The sequence below is a fragment of the Deinococcus indicus genome (assembly GCF_002198095.1).
Classification (GTDB): domain Bacteria; phylum Deinococcota; class Deinococci; order Deinococcales; family Deinococcaceae; genus Deinococcus; species Deinococcus caeni.
On sequence record NZ_NHMK01000018.1, the window covers coordinates 1 to 18,710 of the forward strand.

Annotated in this window: 17 protein-coding genes and 1 rRNA gene; 8 read left to right on the forward strand and 10 right to left on the reverse strand. The window is 67.4% G+C overall.

Annotation, left to right across the window (positions count from 1 at the left end):
* Positions 1 to 268, reverse strand: a 16S ribosomal RNA gene (locus tag CBQ26_RS12440); the annotation flags it as partial.
* A 551-nt stretch (positions 269 to 819) separates the two neighbouring features.
* Between CBQ26_RS12440 and prfB the strand changes: the two genes are divergently transcribed.
* Positions 820 to 1,915, forward strand: a protein-coding gene (gene prfB, locus CBQ26_RS12445) for a peptide chain release factor 2 (RefSeq protein ID WP_143342096.1) whose coding sequence is annotated in 2 segments (ribosomal slippage) — positions 820 to 864 and positions 866 to 1,915 — 1,095 coding nt in all. Because the reading frame shifts where the segments join, the coding sequence is not laid out codon by codon here.
* Positions 1,916 to 2,256: 341 nt separating this feature from the next.
* Positions 2,257 to 3,231: a serine/threonine-protein kinase gene (locus tag CBQ26_RS12450; protein ID WP_088248959.1), complete on the forward strand. Its 975-nt coding sequence runs from the start codon at positions 2,257 to 2,259 to the stop codon at positions 3,229 to 3,231.
* Between the two features lie 54 nt (positions 3,232 to 3,285).
* On the opposite strand, the gene CBQ26_RS12455 is transcribed toward CBQ26_RS12450, so the two are convergent.
* Entirely contained in the window at positions 3,286 to 4,242 is a 957-nt protein-coding gene (locus CBQ26_RS12455) for a GNAT family N-acetyltransferase (RefSeq protein ID WP_088248960.1), read from the reverse strand.
* Entirely contained in the window at positions 4,239 to 4,730 is a 492-nt protein-coding gene (locus CBQ26_RS12460) for a hypothetical protein (RefSeq protein WP_088248961.1), read from the reverse strand. The genes CBQ26_RS12455 and CBQ26_RS12460 overlap by 4 nt, the downstream gene beginning before the upstream one ends.
* 155 nt (positions 4,731 to 4,885) lie before the next feature.
* On the opposite strand from CBQ26_RS12460, the gene rpsF reads away from it, so the two are divergent.
* The 5 genes from rpsF to rny all read left to right on the forward strand — a co-directional run bounded on the left by rpsF (position 4,886) and on the right by rny (position 8,954).
* Positions 4,886 to 5,194, forward strand: a complete 309-nt coding sequence (gene rpsF / locus CBQ26_RS12465) for a 30S ribosomal protein S6 (protein ID WP_088248962.1) — start codon at positions 4,886 to 4,888, stop codon at positions 5,192 to 5,194.
* Between the two features lie 149 nt (positions 5,195 to 5,343).
* Entirely contained in the window at positions 5,344 to 6,234 is an 891-nt protein-coding gene (locus CBQ26_RS12470; RefSeq protein WP_088248963.1) for a single-stranded DNA-binding protein, read from the forward strand.
* 59 nt (positions 6,235 to 6,293) lie between these two features.
* Positions 6,294 to 6,569 carry a 30S ribosomal protein S18 gene (gene rpsR, locus CBQ26_RS12475; protein ID WP_055362092.1) on the forward strand — a complete coding sequence of 92 codons (276 nt, stop codon included), beginning with the start codon at positions 6,294 to 6,296 and terminating at the stop codon, positions 6,567 to 6,569.
* An 11-nt stretch (positions 6,570 to 6,580) separates the two neighbouring features.
* Entirely contained in the window at positions 6,581 to 7,021 is a 441-nt protein-coding gene (gene rplI / locus CBQ26_RS12480) for a 50S ribosomal protein L9 (protein WP_088248964.1), read from the forward strand.
* Between the two features lie 214 nt (positions 7,022 to 7,235).
* Positions 7,236 to 8,954 carry a ribonuclease Y gene (gene rny / locus CBQ26_RS12485; RefSeq protein WP_088249005.1) on the forward strand — a complete coding sequence of 573 codons (1,719 nt, stop codon included), beginning with the start codon at positions 7,236 to 7,238 and terminating at the stop codon, positions 8,952 to 8,954.
* A gap of 356 nt (positions 8,955 to 9,310) precedes the next feature.
* On the opposite strand, the gene CBQ26_RS12490 is transcribed toward rny, so the two are convergent.
* The 3 genes from CBQ26_RS12490 to CBQ26_RS12500 are packed head-to-tail and all read right to left on the reverse strand — an operon-like array spanning position 9,311 to position 11,201.
* Positions 9,311 to 10,018 carry a tRNA (adenine(22)-N(1))-methyltransferase TrmK gene (locus tag CBQ26_RS12490; RefSeq protein ID WP_088248965.1) on the reverse strand — a complete coding sequence of 236 codons (708 nt, stop codon included), beginning with the start codon at positions 10,016 to 10,018 and terminating at the stop codon, positions 9,311 to 9,313.
* A complete protein-coding gene (locus tag CBQ26_RS12495; protein ID WP_088248966.1) occupies positions 10,015 to 10,602 on the reverse strand; it encodes a YqhA family protein in 588 nt (195 codons plus the stop codon). The genes CBQ26_RS12490 and CBQ26_RS12495 overlap by 4 nt, the downstream gene beginning before the upstream one ends.
* 38 nt (positions 10,603 to 10,640) lie before the next feature.
* Positions 10,641 to 11,201: an MOSC domain-containing protein gene (locus tag CBQ26_RS12500; protein ID WP_229844368.1), complete on the reverse strand. Its 561-nt coding sequence runs from the start codon at positions 11,199 to 11,201 to the stop codon at positions 10,641 to 10,643.
* Between the two features lie 179 nt (positions 11,202 to 11,380).
* On the opposite strand from CBQ26_RS12500, the gene tyrS reads away from it, so the two are divergent.
* Positions 11,381 to 12,625 (forward strand): tyrosine--tRNA ligase, encoded by a 1,245-nt coding sequence (tyrS, locus tag CBQ26_RS12505; RefSeq protein WP_088248968.1) that lies wholly within the window; start codon positions 11,381 to 11,383, stop codon positions 12,623 to 12,625.
* 265 nt (positions 12,626 to 12,890) lie between these two features.
* Here tyrS and pyk read toward each other — a convergent pair whose 3' ends face one another.
* The 4 genes from pyk to dnaA all read right to left on the reverse strand — a co-directional run bounded on the left by pyk (position 12,891) and on the right by dnaA (position 18,693).
* Entirely contained in the window at positions 12,891 to 14,318 is a 1,428-nt protein-coding gene (gene pyk / locus CBQ26_RS12510; protein ID WP_088248969.1) for a pyruvate kinase, read from the reverse strand.
* Positions 14,319 to 14,386: 68 nt separating this feature from the next.
* Positions 14,387 to 15,655 (reverse strand): phosphopyruvate hydratase, encoded by a 1,269-nt coding sequence (gene eno / locus CBQ26_RS12515; protein WP_088248970.1) that lies wholly within the window; start codon positions 15,653 to 15,655, stop codon positions 14,387 to 14,389.
* A 218-nt stretch (positions 15,656 to 15,873) separates the two neighbouring features.
* On the reverse strand, positions 15,874 to 16,956 hold the full coding sequence (dnaN, locus tag CBQ26_RS12520; RefSeq protein ID WP_143342097.1) for a DNA polymerase III subunit beta: 1,083 nt from the start codon (positions 16,954 to 16,956) through the stop codon (positions 15,874 to 15,876).
* Between the two features lie 360 nt (positions 16,957 to 17,316).
* Entirely contained in the window at positions 17,317 to 18,693 is a 1,377-nt protein-coding gene (gene dnaA / locus CBQ26_RS12525; RefSeq protein ID WP_088249006.1) for a chromosomal replication initiator protein DnaA, read from the reverse strand.
* Positions 18,694 to 18,710 lie beyond the last annotated feature (17 nt).

Genomic DNA, 18,710 nt, shown 5'->3' on the forward strand with positions numbered 1-18,710 from the left:
ATCCGTCGTCGCCTTGGTAGGCCTTTACCCTACCAACTAGCTGATGGAACGCAACCCCATCCCAAAGCAGTCAACCTTTACTGATCCCACACGAGGGAGCAGCACATCACGTATTAGCGATTCTTTCGAACCGTTATCCGCGACTTTGGGGTAGGTCAGTTACGCGTTACTCACCCGTGCGCCACTAGCTCCGAAGAGCCCGTTCGACTTGCATGTCTTAAGCACGCCGCCAGCGTTCACCCTGAGCCAGGATCAAACTCTCCAAAAAATGGTTCCATAACGCTCCGCAAGCGGAGCGGTATCGATGTGTTTGATGCCTCGCTTGCGCTTGGCTGTACTCATTAGAGTACTGTTTCGACTTCATCCCGAAGGACTCGGTCCGTTTCACGAATCTGGAGAACACCGGGGTGGTGTTCCGCTCGCCCAGCCCTGTCGAGCTGGCCTGTTCTCACATCTCTTCGCCTGTCATGCTTCCCGCCTCGCTTGAGGCTCAGAAAAGATACAGGCCCCCGGTGAATCTGTCAACACCCCGGTCCAGAGACTCGCTTGATCCTCCCCACGCCAGTGGGCACGAGGCATGGGACGTGGGTGGCCCTGCCATCGGGAATGTGCCTCTGGGACGCCAGGAACATCGCCTCGACGCCTCCCCTCTGCCCGACCTCTTCCCCACTCAGCAGCGCGACAGGGACAGGCAGCCTTGTCCACTTCCTTCTGCCCATTCCCCGCTGCCTCTCTCCCACCGCCTCCTCCGTATACTGTTCTCTTGGTATATGAACCCGCCCCCCGCTCAACGGGTCGCGGCGGAAGGGAGGCACGTCCATGCAGGAATTACTGGAAAAACTGGCGTCGCTCCGGGAGTACCTTTGACATTCCCGGCAAAGCACGCAGACTGAACGAACTGGATCGCGAACTCGGGGATCCGGAGTTGTGGAACAACGCGGCCCGCGCGCGGCAGGTCACGCAGGAGGCCGGAACGGTCCGGCGGATCGTGGAGGGCTACACCAGCCTGGAATCCGACGCGCAGGGCCTGAGCGAGATGATGGAGATCGCCGACGCGGATGAACGCGAGATGCTCATGGAAGAGCAGCAGAGCATCCAGAAGCGGGTGGACGACCTGTACCGCGAGACGCTGTTCACCATGAAGCACGCGGACACGTCGGCCATCGTGCGCGTCAAGAGCGGCGCGGGCGGCACGGAGAGCATGGACTGGGCCGGAATGTTGACCCGGATGTTCATGCGCTGGGCCGAACGGCGCGGGTACAAGGTGGACCTGATCGATCAGGTGGACGGCGAGCAGGCGGGCGTGATCAGCAGCGAGTTCATCATCCGGGGCGACAAGGCCTTCGGCATGATGCTGCCCGAGCACGGCGTTCACCGGCTGGTTCGCGTGTCGCCGTTCGACAGCAACAACCGCCGCCACACGTCGTTCGCGTCGGTGGATGTGGTGCCGGAAGTTCCGGCCGAGGAGATCAACATCCACATTCCGGACAGTGACCTGCGCCGCGACGTGTTCCGTTCGCAGGGCGCCGGTGGTCAGGGCGTGAACACGACCGACTCGGCCGTGCGCCTGACCCACCTTCCGACCGGACTGGCCGTGGCCTCGCAGCAGACGCGCTCGCAGATCAAGAACCACGAGATCGCCCTGCAGATCCTGAAGCAGCGTCTGTACGACATCGAGGTCAAGAAGCGCGAGGACGAGGAAGCGAAGGCCCGCGGCGAGCAGAAGAAGATCGAGTGGGGATCGCAGATCCGCTCGTACGTGCTGGACAAGCAGTACATCAAGGACCACCGCACGGGCGTCATGAAACACAACCCGGCCGACGTGCTGGACGGCGACCTGGACGACCTGATGTGGGCCGGTCTGGAGTGGCTGGCCGGGAAGCGCGTGGCCGAGGAGAGCGGCGACGACGAGTAATCCGCACTCGGATCAAGTGGGCTACCAAGCCTGCCCGGTCCGAGCGAAGCGAGAGAGGGAGAAACGGGGTCCGGACGAGGAGCTGGCAATCCGGTGAAGTTGCGGATTGTCGGCGAAACGAACGGACGTCCGTATGACAGAGCGGCGTGGCCTGATCCGGTCCCGCCGCTTCTGTAGTTCATGCAACGTTCAGGGATTTTCTGTGTCAGCCTGGGATCATCGGCGGGGGCTTACCCTGTGGTACCGCCGCCTGCTGTGTCCGGTCTGCCCTGGTCCGGTCTGGTCCGCGTTCCGCCGCAGCTTTTTTCGCCTTTTCACGCCTTTCCGAGTTGCCCCTACCCATGCCTGATCAGAACACCCTGTCTGCCTACACCCTGCACCGCGTGATCGGTCGCGGGAACACGTCCCTGGTCCGTCTCGCGACCGATCCGCGCGGTCAGCAGGTCGCCGTGAAGATCCCGCACGCCGAGACGCTGGCCGTGCAGGACTCGGCGGAACTGTTCGGGAACGAGGTCCGCCTGACCCTCCAGTTCCGGCATCCGCATCTGGTGCAGGGCTTCGGGGGAACTCCGTTCGGACCGCAGGCCTTCCTGGCGGTGCAGTACTACCCGGACGGCGCGCTGAGCGAGCAGTTGCAGCGGGACGGCACGCCGCTGACCCTGGACGGCGCCCTGCGGATCCTGGCGGACGTGGCGTCGGCCCTGGCGTACCTGCACCACCTGGGGGCGGTGCATCAGGACGTGAAGGCGCAGAACGTGTATGTCGCCGGGGGCCGCGCCGCGCTGGGCGACCTGGGGAACACGTACTTCCTGGCGCAGGGCGGGAAGGTCAGCGGCAGCCCGTACTACATGGCGCCCGAGATCTATCACGGTGAGAGCAGCAGTTCCGCCAGCGACGTGTACAGCCTGGGCATCCTGGCGTACGAGCTGCTGAGCGGCGAGCGGCCCTACCACGGTCACACGTACGAGGAGCTGATGGTGGCGCACCTGACACGCTTCCCGCCGCCCCTGGCGCACCTGAATCCGCAGGTGCCGCGCAACGTGGCGCGGCTGGCCGAGCTGGCGCTCGCCAAACGCACGGGCGAGCGTCCGACGGCCGACGCGCTGCGCCGCGCCCTGCTGACCGCGCTGGGAGAGACGCCCGCCGACGAGGTCTACGAGACGGATGAGAAACCGGCCGAACCGACGACCCGGCTGGTGGGCCGTCACGGTCCAGCAGGCCGGGCCGCCGCGCCGGCACCCGCGGCACCAGAACCGGTCAGGGAGGCGCGGGAGGACGGCGGTTCCCGCTGGAATCCCTTCAGGCGCCGTAAGTAGGTCCGGCAGGTCGGTCCAGGGGCCTCTGTCTGGACGGTTCTGGTACAGGTAGGTTCAGGGCAGCGGCCGGTGCATTTCGAAGCGGCCGGCCTGCTGCGCGAAGCCCAGGCGGCGGTTCACGGCCAGCATGGGCGCGTTCCGGGAGTGGTTGTTGGTGCGCATGGTCGTGAAGCCCTCGCGCTGCGCCCGTTCGATCACCTGAAGTTTCAGGGGCAGCGCCAGTCCGCGCCCCCGCGCCTGCGGGTGCAGGGCGGTCAGTTCGTTGTACGCGAACGGCAGGCTGCGGAACCGGATCATGGCGGTGGTGCCCAGCCACTCTCCGTCCGGACCGACGGCCAGCACCAGCCAGTCCGGGCGGGGGTCGTGGTCCAGGCGCAGGATCTCGCGCACCTGCGTCAGCGGCCAGCGGGGGTGCCCGGCGAGGTCCGGGGTCTCGATCAGGCGGTCGGCCACGAAGTTCAGGTAGCGGTCCAGGGTGGCTTCATCTGCACTGTTTAAGTCGGTGCCGCTCAGGTCCGTGAAGGTGGCGCCCTGCGCCTGGGCCGCCTGCCGCTGCGGCTCGAAAGCGGCCGGGTCGAAGCGGGTCAGGTCGAGCTGCGAGGCGAAGCGGTGGGCGTGCACGGTGAACCCCCGGCGCGCGGCCCAGTCCCGGTCGGCGGGGTCCGGGTCGGGCACGTCGGTGTGCAGTCCGCGCGCTCCGGCGTGGCGCGCGGCCGTCAGCAGGTCCTGCCACAGCGCGCTGCCGTGGCCCTGCCCGCGGGCGTGCGGGTGGACCATCAGCTGCGCGTGCAGGAAGCCGGGTGGAGAGAAGGCCCAGGTCTGAAGCTGCGTGCCCCCCAGGACCTCACCGTCGGCAGCGACCAGCAGGCGGCGGCGCAGCAGGTCGGCGGGTGGGCGGCGGGCGTCGGCGGCGAGCAGGTCCTCGCCGCTGCCGGCGCGGCCGAGTGCCGCGAGTTGCAGGGCGGCGAAGGCGTCCGCGTCGGCGGGGGTGAAAGGGCGCAGGTCCGTCATGCCAGCGCCTTCACGAGTTGCCGGATGGCGCCCAGGTGGTAGGCGACGTGCGACACGGCCCCGCTCAGGCCGCCCGTGGCGTCCCCAGTCACTGGCTGGTCGCGCTGAGTGTCCACAAAGGCCACCAGCCCCGCGTAGGCGGCCCGGACGCGGGCGCGCAGGGCGTCCCATTCCGCTGGCGTGACCTGCGCGGGCTGGAAACTGCCCTGCCAGTCGAAGGGGCCTCGTTCGCCCTGCTGCCAGCGCACCACGACTTCCATGTGAAACGCCGTGTGCCGCGCCTGCCCGGCCACGGTCGCGCCGTGAAGGTCGCGGCTGGCCTGTTCGGCGCTCAGGACGTCCAGGGTCGCCAGCAGGCCGTGGTTCCCGGTGCCGTCGGCGTTCGTGCCGTCCAGAAAGGCGGTGCCCTGTCCGGGCCGACCGCCTTCCACGGCCTCGCGCAGGATGTCGAGGATGCCGTCCAGGGCGTGCTGGGGAGAGTCCGTCATGCCCTTCAGCGTAGCGGCTGGCCCCTGCCGGGGGATGCGCCAGCTGACCTCTGGAAACCCTGCGCGGACTCTGGTAATGTGGTGAGTTGCGCTGCCCGGCGAGGCCTGACCCTGTCAGGAACCCCCGCCTGCGAGCGGCGACAAGGAGGTGAATTATGAACCAGTACGACCTGAACCTGATCCTGAACCCCAACCTCAGCGCCGAGCAGGTGAGCATCGAGAAGGACTACATCGAGACCACCGTGAAGAACGCCGGGAGCGAGATCACGGGCCTCGACGAGCTCGGCAACCGCCGCCTCGCCTACGCCGTGAACAAGGACCGCGAGGGCTACTACCTGATGTACACCATCAAGGGCAGCGGCAACCCGGAGAAGGACATCGCTTCCACGCTGCGCCTGCGTGACCACGTGCGCCGCGTCCTGGTGGTCAAGGACCGCCCGGAATGGAAGACCAAGAAGGCCTGATCTTTTTACGCTCTTGACGTAAAAGATCCCGGCCTGTTACAGTACGGTCACCCGCAAGGGTCAACCCGCCAGCAACCCACCAAGCCCCCAGTACGAATCCCCGGGACCGACCGTCCCAGGATTCAGCCAGCAACAAAGGAGACCCAGTCATGGCCCGAGGCATGAACCACGTTTACCTGATCGGCGCACTCGCCCGCGACCCCGAACTGCGCTACACCCCCAACGGGACCGCCGTGTTCGAGGCCACCGTGGCCGGAGAAGACCACATCGTCGGCAACGACGGACGTGAACGCAAACTCCCCTGGTATCACCGCGTGTCCATTCTCGGCAAACCCGCCGAGTGGCAGGCCGAACGGAACCTGAAAGGCGGCGACGCCGTGATGGTCGAGGGCAGCCTGGAATACAGCCAGTGGGAAGCGCCCGAAGGCGGCAAACGCAGCATGGTGCGCGTCAAGTCGCTCCGCATGGAGCAGCTGGGCTACGCCCCGGAACTCGTGCAGGACGCCGGAGGCGGCGTACGCATGGGCAGCGGCATGAACGAAGTGATTCTCATCGGGAACGTCGTCCGCGACCCCGAACTGCGCTACACCCCCGCCGGCGACGCCGTGCTCGGAATCGGCCTGGCCGTGAACGAGACCTGGAACGACCGTCAGGGACAGAAGCAGGAGAAAACCCACTGGATTGATGTCACGCTGTGGCGTGAACTGGCCGAGAGCATGAAAGAACTCCGCAAGGGGGACCCCGTGCTCGTGCAGGGAAGACTGGTCAACGAAGCGTGGACCGACCGCGACGGTAACAAACGCAACTCCACCAAAGTAGAGGCGACGCGAGTCGAAGCCCTGTCCCGAGGCGCAGGCGCCGGTAACCCTGCAGCCACCCCCGCCGGACCTCGCACGCAGACCGCGAGCAGTGCGGCGCGCCCCCAGCAGAGCGGCTACGCTCCCAGCCGGGCGGCGAACACGGGGAACCGTTCGGGCGGCTTAGATATTGACCAAGGTCTCGACGATTTCCCACCGGAAGAAGAAGACCTGCCGTTCTGACCCCCACCCCGCAAGGGACCTTTTCCGGGGCGTAGGAACGCAGATTTAAGGACACCAACATGACCCAATCCAGCAACGCCGAGCGCAAACCGCGCGGCAAGGGACCCAAGCGTCCCCGCAAGCCGAAGGTCGATCCGTTCTCCATCGGAGAACTGGAAATCACCGATTACAAAGACGTGAAGATGCTGCGCCGTTTCGTCAGTGACACGGGCAAGATCCTCCCTCGCCGCCGCACGGGCCTCTCGGCCAAGCACCAGCGCCGCATTGCGCAGACGATCAAGATCGCCCGCCAGCTGGCCCTGCTGCCCTACACCGAGAAGCTCGTCCGGAAATAAGGAGAATACACATGCAGGTCATTCTTCTTGAACCCGGCAAACTGGGCAAGACCGGCGATATCGTGAACGTCAAGGACGGGTACGCCCGTAACTGGCTGATCCCCCAGGGCATCGTCGCTCCCGCCACCAGCAGCAACATGAAAAGCCTCGAAGCGCGCGTCCGCTCCCGCCAGAAAGTCCTGGCACAGGAGAAGGCCGCCGCCGAGGACCTCGCCAGCCGCCTGAACGGCGTCGCCGTTGAACTCAGCGTGCGCGCCGGCGAAGGCAAGATCTACGGCGCCGTGACCCACGCCGACGTGGCCGGCAGCCTGGACAAGCTGGGCTTCGACGTGGACAAGCGCAAGATCGACATGCCGAAAACCGTCAAGGAAATCGGCGAGTACGACATTGCCTACCGCGCCCACCCCGAAGTCACCATCCCCATGAAACTCGTGGTGCACGCCGCGAAGTAATCACACCCCGTGTGATTGGCCCCCGCCTTCCCGGCGGGGGTTTTTCATGCGGCCACGCGCCGCCGCCTCCCTGGGCGCGCCCCCCCCTCCCCCGCTGGGTGGGCTTTGGAGCTACACTGCGGGCCGAACGTCCCCACTGGTGGCGTTCGTTTTTCAACACCAATGTCAGGGAGTGGTGACCACCACTTCTCGTAAACCCGAAAAGGAGCTGAACGTGACGATCATCTGGATCATTGCCGCGCTCCTGATCGGTCTGGTCGGAGGATTCCTGGGGGGGCAGTCACGCGGCGCGCGCCAGCGGGCCGAGGTGGACGACCGGCTGCAGCGGGAAGCCAGCGCCGAGGCGCAGCGTATCCGCGCGCAGGCGGAGGCGGACGCGCAGCGCATCAGGGAACAGGCCGACCAGGCCAGACAGGACGCCGGAAGAAGGACACAGGAAGCCGCTGACCGCGAGGCGCAGGCAGGCGTGCAGCTAGCCCAGCTCGACGGTCAGCGGGAACAGCTGAGCAGCCAGCGGGAACAGATCGCCGCCCTGCGCGCCCAGGTCGAGGCCGAACGCGCCCAGGCCAAGCAGGATGCCGCACGGGAACGCGAGGCCCTGAGCAGCGACCGCCAGGAAACGCGGCGGGAACGCGACGAACTCAAGCGGGAGATCGAGCGCCTGAACCGCCGCGCCGAGCAGCTCGACGCGCGCGGCGAGAAACTCGACGCCCTGGAGGACCGGCTGGAGGAACGCGGCCGGACCCTCACCGAACACGAGGCCGAGATCGGCGCGCGGCTGCATCAGGCCGAACTGAAACTGTTCGAGGTGGCGAACCTGTCGCCCGAGGCGGCCCGCGAGGAGATCCTGGGCCGACTGGACGCCGAACTGGAAGAGGAAAAGGCGATCCGCGTGAAGGCCATGCAGGAACGCGCCAGTGCCGACGCCAAACGCACGGCGCGGCACGTGATCGCGCAGGCCATCCAGCGCAGCGCCTCCGAGACGAGCGCCGCCCTGAGCGTGTCGGTGGTGCCCATCCCCAACGACGCCATGAAGGGCCGCCTGATCGGCCGCGAGGGCCGCAACATCCGCGCCTTCGAGGCCCTGACCGGCGTGGACCTGATCATCGACGACACGCCGGAAGCGGTGATCCTGTCGAGCTTCAACCCGGTCCGGCGCGAGGTCGCCCGGCACGTCCTGGACGCCCTGGTCGCCGACGGCCGCATCCACCCGACCCGCATCGAGGAGATGGTGAGCAAGGCGCAGGAGGAGATGAAGGTCTTCATGCACGCCCAGGGCGAGGAGGCTGCCATCGAGGCGGGCGTGGTGGGCATCAAACCGGGGCTGGTGCAGCTGCTGGGGCGCATGTACTTCCGCACCAGTTACGGGCAGAACGTCCTGAAGCACTCCATTCAGGTGGCGCACCTGACCGGCATCATGGCCGGGGAGCTTGGCCTGGACGCCGGCATGGCCCGCCGCGCCGGCCTGATGCACGACGTGGGCAAGAGCATCGACCGCGAGATCGACGGCACGCACGTGGACATCGGCATCAACCTCGCCAAGCGCTTCGGTGAGCCGCACGAGGTCGTCGACGCCATCGCGCACCACCACGACCCGGAGAACGGCGAGACGCTGTACTCGGTGCTGGTCGCCGCCGCCGACGCCATCAGCGCCGCGAGGCCCGGCGCGCGGCGCGAGGAACTCGAATCGTACGTGCGCCGCCTGGAACAGCTGGAGCAGATCGCCGTGTCGTTCCCCGGCGTGCAGCAGGCCTACGCCATCCAGGCCGGGCGCGAGGTGCGCGTGATCGTGCAGCCCGAGAAGGTCACGGACGCCCAGGCGACCCTGCTGGCCCGCGAGATCGCCGGACGGGTCGAGCAGGACATGGAGTACCCCGGTCAGGTGCAGGTGACCGTCGTGCGTGAAAGCCGCGCCGTGGAAGTCGCCCGCTAACGCAGCGCGGCGCGGATCGGGGGGGCGGCTGCGGGCGGGCCGCCCCCCTCCCTATGCACCCACCCCCGTTCACTGCAGGCCAGAAAAGCCGTCCCGGACGGTCTTTTCCGGCCCGCCCGCATGGAATTGACGTACCGCGCATACCGCGCTATCTTGAAGACATAACCGCCCGAGAGGCGGATTTTTTTATTCCGGCCCCCGCACACCACCCTGCGGCCATGCACCCACACTCAGGAGTCGCGTTAAAAAGCGCCCCGCTGGACGCTGTTTTCAGGAACGAATGCATAGATTTGACACCCCGTGCATTCCACGCTATTCTGGTTTTATCACCGTCCGAGAAGGGCGGATTTTTTGTTTTACCCCCTGGCCGCAGGGTCCGGTGAGGTGCGGCCTTCCAGCCACGCCAGCGCCGAACGCGCAGTGGCAAGTTCCAGCGCCGCCGGGCGGCCGGGCGCGGCCAGCGGGGTCAGGCGGGTCACGTCCGCCCACACCTGCTGGTGCAGGAGCGCACTCCCCTCCCGCAGCAGCAGGGGGCCGTAGCGCCGCGCCGCGTCGCCTGGCAGGCCGTCGTAGGCGGGGTCCGGCCCTTCGGCCCGCTCGAAGCGCAGGACCGGGTAGGTCCAGTACCCGCTGGCCAGCCGCTCGGCCCGCAGGTGATACCCGGCCCCGCGTGCCCACTCGCGCAGCGGGGCGGGGTTGTCGTTCGGCTGGAGCGTCACGGCGTCCGGGCGCACCTGCCGGGCCGCGCCGCGTTCCAGGATGCCGCGCATGGTCAGGGCGCCCATGCCGGTCAGGCTGACGCTGGGCACCTCGTCGGGCGCCAGCGGGTCCAGTCCGTCGCCCTGCCGGACCTCCAGACGGTCGCCCAGGCCCGCGAGCGCCACGTTGCGGCGGGCGTGCGCCAGCGGACCGGGGTTCAGTTCCACGATCACGCCGCGCCCGATGTGACCGCGCCGCACGAGCGCCAGCGGCAGGGCCGCGTGGTCACTGCCGATGTCCGCGTGCGCCCCTGCGCGGATCAGGGACAGGACCGTCTCCAGGCGGGCGTCCAGTGGCGCGGTCACGCCTGCTCTGCCGCTGGTAGCTCTGCATTCGGGTCTGCGTGGGGGGCCGGCGGGTGGGAGCGCCCGGCGTCCTGCCGGCTCAGGATCACCGAGTACGCACCGACGGCCAGGATCACGGCGGCCAGCGACGCGCCGTACGCGAGGATGTCCGCGCCGCCCTTCCATTCCAGCGCCACGCTGAAGAAGTTCACGGCGAGCGCCACGACCACGATCCCGATCAGTTTCTGTTTCAGGTCATCGAAGGACCGGATGTGCAGCCACGCCGGGACGTTCTGGAGCCGCCCCACGAACAGCGCCTGCAACCCGAACGAGATGATCAGCAGCGCCACGCCCACCAGCAGCGTGTCGGCCTGCTCGACCGCCGCGATGATCAGGGTCTTGGTGGTTTCCGCCTCGCCCAGGCGGCCCATGGCGGCGCGGATGGTCACGTACGCCTGCGCGATCGCCGCCACGAACAGCGCCAGACTGAACGCGAAGGAACTCAGGACGCCCAGTTCCACGATCAGGCGCGTGAACCCGAACGCACCGGCCAGGGTGAGCCGCTGGGCGGCACTCAGGGGAGCCTGGGGGGAGCGTTTCGCCATGCCGCCCAGCATAGCGGGCCCGCTGGGTCCCTCCACCGTCAGGGCAGCAGCGGGGTCAGGGTGTCGCCCTCGCGGATCAGGCCGCCCCGGATCACGCGGGCGGTCAGGCCCCCGTGGCCGCGCACGGCGTTGTACCCGCCCTCGCCCAGGGTCTCTTCCATGCGCGAGCAGGGGTGGCACTCGCCCGTCCCCTCCAGAATCACCTCGCCGATCTGGAAGCGGGCGTCCTTGAGGGCCAGCAGCGGAAGGCCGCTGACCACGATGTTGCGCCGCAGCAGGTCCGGCGTGACCTCCGCCCGCCCGCACAGCGCCGCGATGACCGGCAGGTGCTCGGCTTGGATGAGCGTCACCTGCCGCCGCCCCGGCCCGCCCGGCACCGGCGGCGCCGCCGGACGCCCGCCCGCCTCGCCCACCTCGCCGGTCAGGGCCGTCAGGCGCGGGGGGGCCAGTTTGCCGTGGTCGCCGATCAGGCCCACGAGCGGGTGCGCCTCGATCTGCGCCACCCGCAGCAGCGGGGCGCGGCGGGCGGGCCGCAGCCCGATCCACTCGACCCGCCCCGGCCGGGGGAAGGTGGCGCGCAGTTCATGGATGGTCTTCACGCCGGTCATGCTAGAGCGCCGGCCCGCGCGCCTGCTATGCTGGGCGGCGTGAGGCACCTGACCCGACGTGCGTATCTCCCCTGCCGCCAGCGGTAGGAGGGTCAGTGACAGCCTGAAATCCAACCCCGAGCGGCGCACCTGCAAGCAGCAAGTGCGCCGCTCCTTTCATGGAGTGACCTATGAGTGAAATCCGCTGGAACGTACCGATCGCCGAGCAGATCGAGCTGCTCAGACGTGGCGTGGTAGACCTGGTGTCCGAGGACGACCTGCGCCGCAAACTGGAGAAGGGCGCGCCGCTGCGCGTGAAACTGGGGGCCGACCCCACCCGCCCGGACCTGCACCTGGGGCACGCCGTGATCCTGCGCAAGATGCGGCAGTTCCAGGACCTGGGCCACAAGGTCATCATGCTGATCGGGGACTTCACCGCGATGATCGGCGATCCCAGCGGCAAGTCCAAGACCCGCCCCCCGCTGACCCTGGAGCAGACCCGCGAGAACGCCAAGAGCTACCTGGAGCAGTGCCGCCTGATCCTGCGCCAGGAGCCCGAGGTGCTGGAGATCCGCTACAACGGCGAGTGGCTTGAGCCCATGGGGTACGCCGACGTGATCCGCCTCGCCAGCCGCTACACGGTCGCGCGGATCATGGAACGCGACGACTTCCGCAAACGTTTCGAGGGCGGCGTGCCCATCGCCGTTCACGAACTGCTGTACCCCCTGACGCAGGGCTACGACTCGGTGGCGCTGGAGGCGGACGTGGAACTGGGCGGCACCGATCAGCTGTTCAACAACCTCGTGGGCCGCGCCCTGCAACGCGACTACGGGCAGGAGGCGCAGGTCGTCATGACCCTGCCGCTGCTGGTCGGCCTGGACGGCACCGAGAAGATGTCCAAGAGCCTGGACAACTACATCGGCCTGACCGACGAACCGCACGAGATGTTCGCCAAACTGATGAAGGTGCCCGACCCGCTGCTGGGCAACTACTTCACACTGCTGACCGACCTGCCCGCCGCCCGGATCGAGGAACTGCTGGCCGGACACCCGGTCGCCGCGCACCGCGAACTGGCCCGCGAGGTCGTCTCGGGCCTGCATCCCGGCGCGGACCTGGACGCCGCCGAGGCCCGCTTCCGCAGCGTCGCCAGGGGGGGCATTCCCGAGAACATCCCGGCGGTGACCGTCCCGGCCGCCGATCTGGACGGCAGCGTGGACCCGCAGCGCATCAGCATGGCGAAACTGGTGGTGCTGGCCGGACTGGAACCCAGCAACGGCGCGGCCCGCAAACTGATGCAGAACCGGGGCCTGAAACTGAACGGGGAGCCGTTCACGGACCCGCAGGGCACCCTGACCCGCGACCAGCTCTCGGCAGAGGGCGGCGTGGTCATCCAGAAGGGCAAGGACCGCTTTGCGCGCCTGATCCTGGGCTCCTGATCCACCCCGGCCCTTCACGGGGCCTTTACGTGGCTCTCAGGGCCGCCGGGACCGCCCCCCGGTCAGGGAAAGTTATGCACAGGCTGCTGTGGACAACCCCGGCAGCCTGTGGACGGTGTGTGGCAGCCGGAAAACCCCGGCCGTCCCCACAGACTTATCCACAGGGAGGGTGTGGAAAAACCCCGTCCCTGTGGATAAAAATCCGCCCTCCGCATCACACGCCCCTGACATGAGGCCCCGGACTGTGAACGGACGGAGGCCCGGATTACTCGCGCAGGCGTTCCACGCGCAGCATGTTGGTCGTGCCGCGCACGCCGAACGGCACGCCGGCCGTGATCACGTAGCGGTCGCCCGGCTCGGCCAGTCCGCTGCGGCCCAGCTCGTCGTTCGCGATGCGGACCATGTCGTCGGTGTTGCGGGGGTCCTCGCTCAGGACCGGCACGACACCCCAGGAGAGCGCCAGCTGGTTGCGGGTCGTCTCGTTGGGCGTCAGGGCCAGGATCGCCAGCGGGGGGCGGTTCTTGGCGATGCGGGCCGCCGCGCCGCCGGTGCTCGTGAAGGTCACGATGGCCGGGGAGTCCAGCTTCTCGCCGATGTTGCACGCGGCGTACGCGATGGAATCCTGCGCGAGTTCCGTGTCGATCACCAGCTGGCGCTGCAGCATCTTGTAGTGCTCGCTGGCCTCGGCTTCACGGGCGATGGCGTCCATCATGGCGACCGACTCGACCGGGTACAGGCCGGCGGCGGACTCGGCCGACAGCATCACGGCGTCCGTGCCGTCGTAGATGGCGTTCGCCACGTCGGAGGCCTCGGCGCGGGTGGGGCGCGGCAGGCTGATCATGCTCTCGAGCATCTGCGTGGCCGTGATCACGGGCTTGCCCGCCTCGCGGCACATGCGGATGATGCGCTTCTGGATGGTCGGCACCTGCTCGGGACGCATCTCGACGCCCAGGTCACCGCGCGCGACCATGATGCCGTCCACTTCCTTCAGGATGTCCTCGAAGCGGTCCACGGCCTGCGGCTTCTCGATCTTGGCCATCAGCTTGGCGCGGCTGCCGAAGCGGGACATGTAGTGACGGGCCAGCAGCAGGTCGTCGCGGGAGCGCACGAAGCTCAGCGCCACCCAGTCCACGCCCAGTTCCGCGCCGAACTCCATGTCCTGCACGTCCTTCTCGGACAGCGCGGGAACGCTCAGGTCAGCCTCGGGCACGTTGATGCCCTTGTTGTTCTTCAGGACGCCGCCGATCACGACGGTGGTCAGCACGTCGTTGCCGCGCACGCCCTCGACACGCAGCGACATGTTGCCGTCGTCGAGCAGCAGGGTCATGCCGGGCGTCACGTCGTGGATCAGGGCCTTGTAGGTCGTGCCGACGCGGGTGGCGTCGCCCTCGACGTCGTCCATGGTGATGGTGAACTTGTCGCCGGGCGCCAGCGTGACGCTACCCTCCGCGAAGCGCGCCACGCGGATCTTGGGACCCTGAAGGTCCTGCAGGATGCCGATGGTGACGCCCTTCTTGGCGGCCAGTTCACGGACCATCTGGAGGGTCTGGCGGTGGTCCTCGCGGTCGCCGTGGCTGAAGTTCATGCGGACGACGTTCAGGCCCGCGTCGATCATGCGGCTCAGCACTTCCGGGCTGCGGCTGGCGGGGCCGACGGTCGCCACGATCTTGGTGGCGCGGTCAATCTGTTTCATGTGGAATCCTTTCCAAACACCTGAAAGGCCGGGCGGCGAGGACTGGTCCCCACCGCCCGGCGACACCCTTAACGCAGGGCTTTACGGCCCGGATACACCGCGCGGTCGCCCAGCGCGTGCTCGATGCGCAGCAGCTGGTTGTACTTCGCGATGCGGTCCGAACGGCTGGCCGAACCGGTCTTGATCTGCCCGGCGTTCGTGGCGACCGCCAGGTCCGCGATGAAGGCGTCCTCGGACTCGCCGCTGCGGTGGCTGATGACCGTGCCGTAGTGGTGACGCTTGGCGAGTTCGATGGCGTCCATGCTCTCGGTCAGGCTGCCGATCTGGTTGACCTTCACCAGGATGGCGTTGCCGACCTTGGTGTCGATGCCGCGCTGCAGGCGCTCGGGGTTGGTCACGAACAGGTCGTCCCCGACCAGTTGCACGCGGTCGCCGATCTTGGCGGTCAGCTGCGCCCAGCCGTCCCAGTCGTCCTCGGCCAGACCGTCCTCGATGCTCACGATCGGGTAGCGCTGCGCCCAGTCGGCCCAGAAGTCCACCATCTCGGCGGTCGAGAGGACGCGGCCCTCGGATTCCAGGTGGTACTTGCCGTCCCTGAACAGCTCGGTCACGGCCGGGTCCAGCGCGATGGCGATGTCCTTGCCGGGCTCGTAACCGGCCTTCTCGATCGCCTCGAGCAGCACGTCCAGCGCTTCCTCGTTGCTCTTGAGGTCCGGGGCGAAGCCGCCCTCGTCACCGACGTTGGTGTTGTAGCCCTTGGCGGACAGGACCTTCTTGAGGCTGTGGAAGGTCTCGGCGCCGTAGCGCAGCGCCTCGCGGAAGGTCGGTGCGCCGACCGGCATGACCATGAACTCCTGGAAGTCCACCGAGTTGTCGGCGTGGGCGCCACCGTTGATGACGTTCATCATCGGGACCGGGAGGGTCTTGGCGTTGCTGCCGCCCAGGTAGCGGTAGAGCGGGATGTCCAGTTCGGCGGCGGCGGCGCGGGCGGTCGCGAGGCTGACGGCCAGGATGGCGTTGCCGCCCATGCTGCCCTTGTTGGGGGTGCCGTCGACGGCCATCATGGCGGCGTCAATGGCGGCCTGTTCGGTGGCGTCCATGCCGACCACGGCCGGCCCGAGGGCCTCGTTGACGTTCTGGACGGCCTTCAGGACGCCCTTGCCGAGGTAGCGGCTGCCGCCGTCACGCAGTTCGAGGGCCTCGTGGGTGCCGGTGCTGGCGCCCGAGGGGACGATCGCGCGGCCGGAAAACCCGCTGTCGAGGTGCACTTCGGCTTCCACGGTGGGGTTCCCGCGCGAGTCCAGCACTTCACGGGCCATCACTTTCTCAATCTTCATCGCTCTTTCCTCCGAGGTTGGGGTGCCCTCCCGCCGCCGGGCTGCCGTGGGGCGGGACCACCGGTCGAGTAGGTGTACTTCAGACACTATAAGCGGCTCAGGTCATGGAACGGTACACCCGGTCTAAGTCGAACGGACCACGCTAGAGACCGGCGCCCCGCAGGCCCGTGACCCCTGGGTGCCCACACGGCCGGTCCGTGCGGGCGCCCACAGGCCCCTCAGACGCGCAGCGTGACCATGACCGCCATGTACCCGCCCCCGCCCGCCGCGCGGAAGATGGCGGGGCTCGTGGAGCCGCTGAACAGCAGCTCGGCTTCCCCCTCGATGGGACCCAGGGCGTCCAGAACGTGCCGGGCGTTGAAGGCGAGGCTCATGGCGGGCTCGGTGCCGCCCTGCACCACGTCCAGGGTGTCCTGCGCGCGGCCGTAGTCGCCCTCGGCCGCCAGCCGCAGCTTGCCCTCGGACACCAGGAATTCCACGCGGTTGTTGGCGTTCTTGTCGGCCAGCACGGCCACGCGGTTCACGGCCTCCTTCAGGGCGGTGGCGGGCAGCGTGACCTGCAGCTTGATGTCCTTGGGAATCACGCGCTCGTAATCCGGGAAATCGCCGTCGAGCAGTTTCAGGTTCATGTGCACGCGGTCGGTCGTGACGCTCAGCATGCCGTCGCCGTACGTGAAGCGCGCCTCGCCGTCCTTGAGCACGCGGATCAGTTCATCGACGCTGCGGGCCGGGATGATCAGGTTGCGGCCGTCTCCACTGGCCGGGAAGTCACGGATGGCCACGCGGTACCCGTCCGAGGCAACCACGCGCGCGCCCTCGGGCCGGTGCTCGAGCTTGATGCCCCGGAACACGGCCTGGAAGGCCTCGTTGCTGGCGGCGTACCGCACGCTGGAAAAGGCGCGGGCCAGTTCCGTGGCGTCCAGGCTGACGTCGGCCTGCGCCGGGAAGCTCAGGGGCGGGTAGGCATCCAGGTCACCGGTCTGCAGTTTGAAGTCCGAGCCGCCGGCCCGCACGGCGAGTTCCGCGCCGCTGAGTTCCAGTTCGACCAGTTCGCCGCCCAGGTTGCGGACGATCTGCGCGAACAGGTGGGCGGGCACCACGAAGTTCTGCGGGTCCCGGACCTCGGCCGGAACGAAGCACGACAGGTCGATTTCGAGGTTGGTGCCGCTGAGGGTCAGGCCTGCCTCGGTGGCCTCGACTTTCAGGGCCGTGAGCAGGGGGTTGCTGCTGCGACTGGGAACCACGCGTTCGAGGAGACCGAGCCCCTCACTGAGGATTTTTTTGGTGACGTGTACGTTCATGGCTTGCCTCTCTGTCTGGGTCCTATCTTTTATCTGTTCTTATCTTAAAAAAAGATAGTAGTAGTAGTAATAGGGCCTGTGGAAACTGTGGAAAAGTGGTCTAGGGCTGCGCCCAGCGCGGCTTTGCCCTGTGGACAAAATTGTGGATAAGTGGCGGTTTCCTGTGGATAACCTGTGGACAAAAAGCCCGGTTATCCACAGGGGTGTGGATGGCCTGGGTTATCCACAATTTTATCCACAGAAAAAACGGGGTTATCCACAGGTTATCCACAGGGTTATCCACAGCTTGTGAAACTGCGCACACAGTTTTGGAACGGGATTTGGAACTTATTCTGCCCACAGGAAAAACCGGACACGGTATTATGCCTCATTCTCGTCGTCCGACAGGCCCTGCATCCGGCGCCGCAGCGTCTCGACAGCCGCCGTGATCTCGGGTTCGCGGCCCACCTGCTCCGTCACCTTGTTGATGGCGTGCATGACCGTCGAGTGGTCCCGCCCGAAGAACTGCCCGATCTCCGGCAGGGAATGGTCCGTCAGTTCACGGATCAGGTACTGCGCCACCTGACGGGGCAGCACGACCTCCCGCACCCGTCCGGAACCCCGGATCACGTCCGGGGACATGTTGTAGTGCGCCGCCACCTGCCTCAGCACGTCCATCATCTCGACCTTGACTTCCTGCGGCGTGAACACGTTGCTCAGCGCCTTGGCCGCCACCGCCCGGCTGAAGGGCACGTTGTTCAGGCTGCAGAACGCCACCACCCGCATCAGCGCGCCTTCCAGCTCACGGATGTTGGTCGTCACCTGCCGCGCGATCAGTTCCAGGACCTCCTGCGGAATGTCGATGCGGTTGTGCTCGGCGTTCATCTTCAGGATCGCCACGCGCGTCTCATACTCCGGCGACTGGATATCCGTGATCAGACCCCACTCGAAACGGCTGCGCAGCCGCCCCTCCAGCGTCTGGATGTCCTTCGGCGGTCGGTCGGAACTCAGGATGATCTGCTTGTGGTTCTCGTACAGCGCGTTGAAGGTATGGAAGAACTCCTCCTGCGTGCGCTCCTTGCCGGCCAGGAACTGAATATCGTCGACCAGCAGCAGGTCCACGCTGCGGTAGCGGTTGCGGAACTGCGTCATGCGGTCCTCGCGGATCGCGTTGATCAGGTCGTTCGTGAACGATTCGGTCGAGACGTACTCGATCCGTTTGCCCGGAAAGCGCTCGGTCATGTAATGCCCGACCGCGTGCATCAGGTGGGTCTTGCCCAGCCCGACGTCCCCGTAGATGAACAGCGGGTTGTACGCCTTGCCGGGCGACTCCGCGACCGCCAGCGCCGCCGCGTGCGCGAGGTTGTTGTTCGGCCCCACCACGAAGTTCTCGAAGGTGTACTTGGGGTTCAGGACCTTGCGGTTCTCGACCGGCGCGGGTGCCGGGGCGGCGCGTCCGGGCGGGGCGGGTGGGGGCGGCGGCGGGTCGCTGGGCAGCAGCAGCGCGTCCTGCGCGGCCGGCAGCACCTGGAAACTCACCTGCGGGTTCTGGGCGCCCAGACTGCGCAGCGCGTCCTCCAGCAACTCCAGGTAATGCTTGCGGAACCACTCCTGCGCGAACGAGTTCCGCACGCCCAGGACCAGCGACCCTTCCTGCACGCCCAGGTTCTTCACGGGGGCGAACCAGGTGTGGTATTCCACCTCTGAAATGTTCTTGCGGACGTACCCAAGCACGTCCGCCCAGATTTCCTGCGAGATAAGGCGCACCTCCCTTA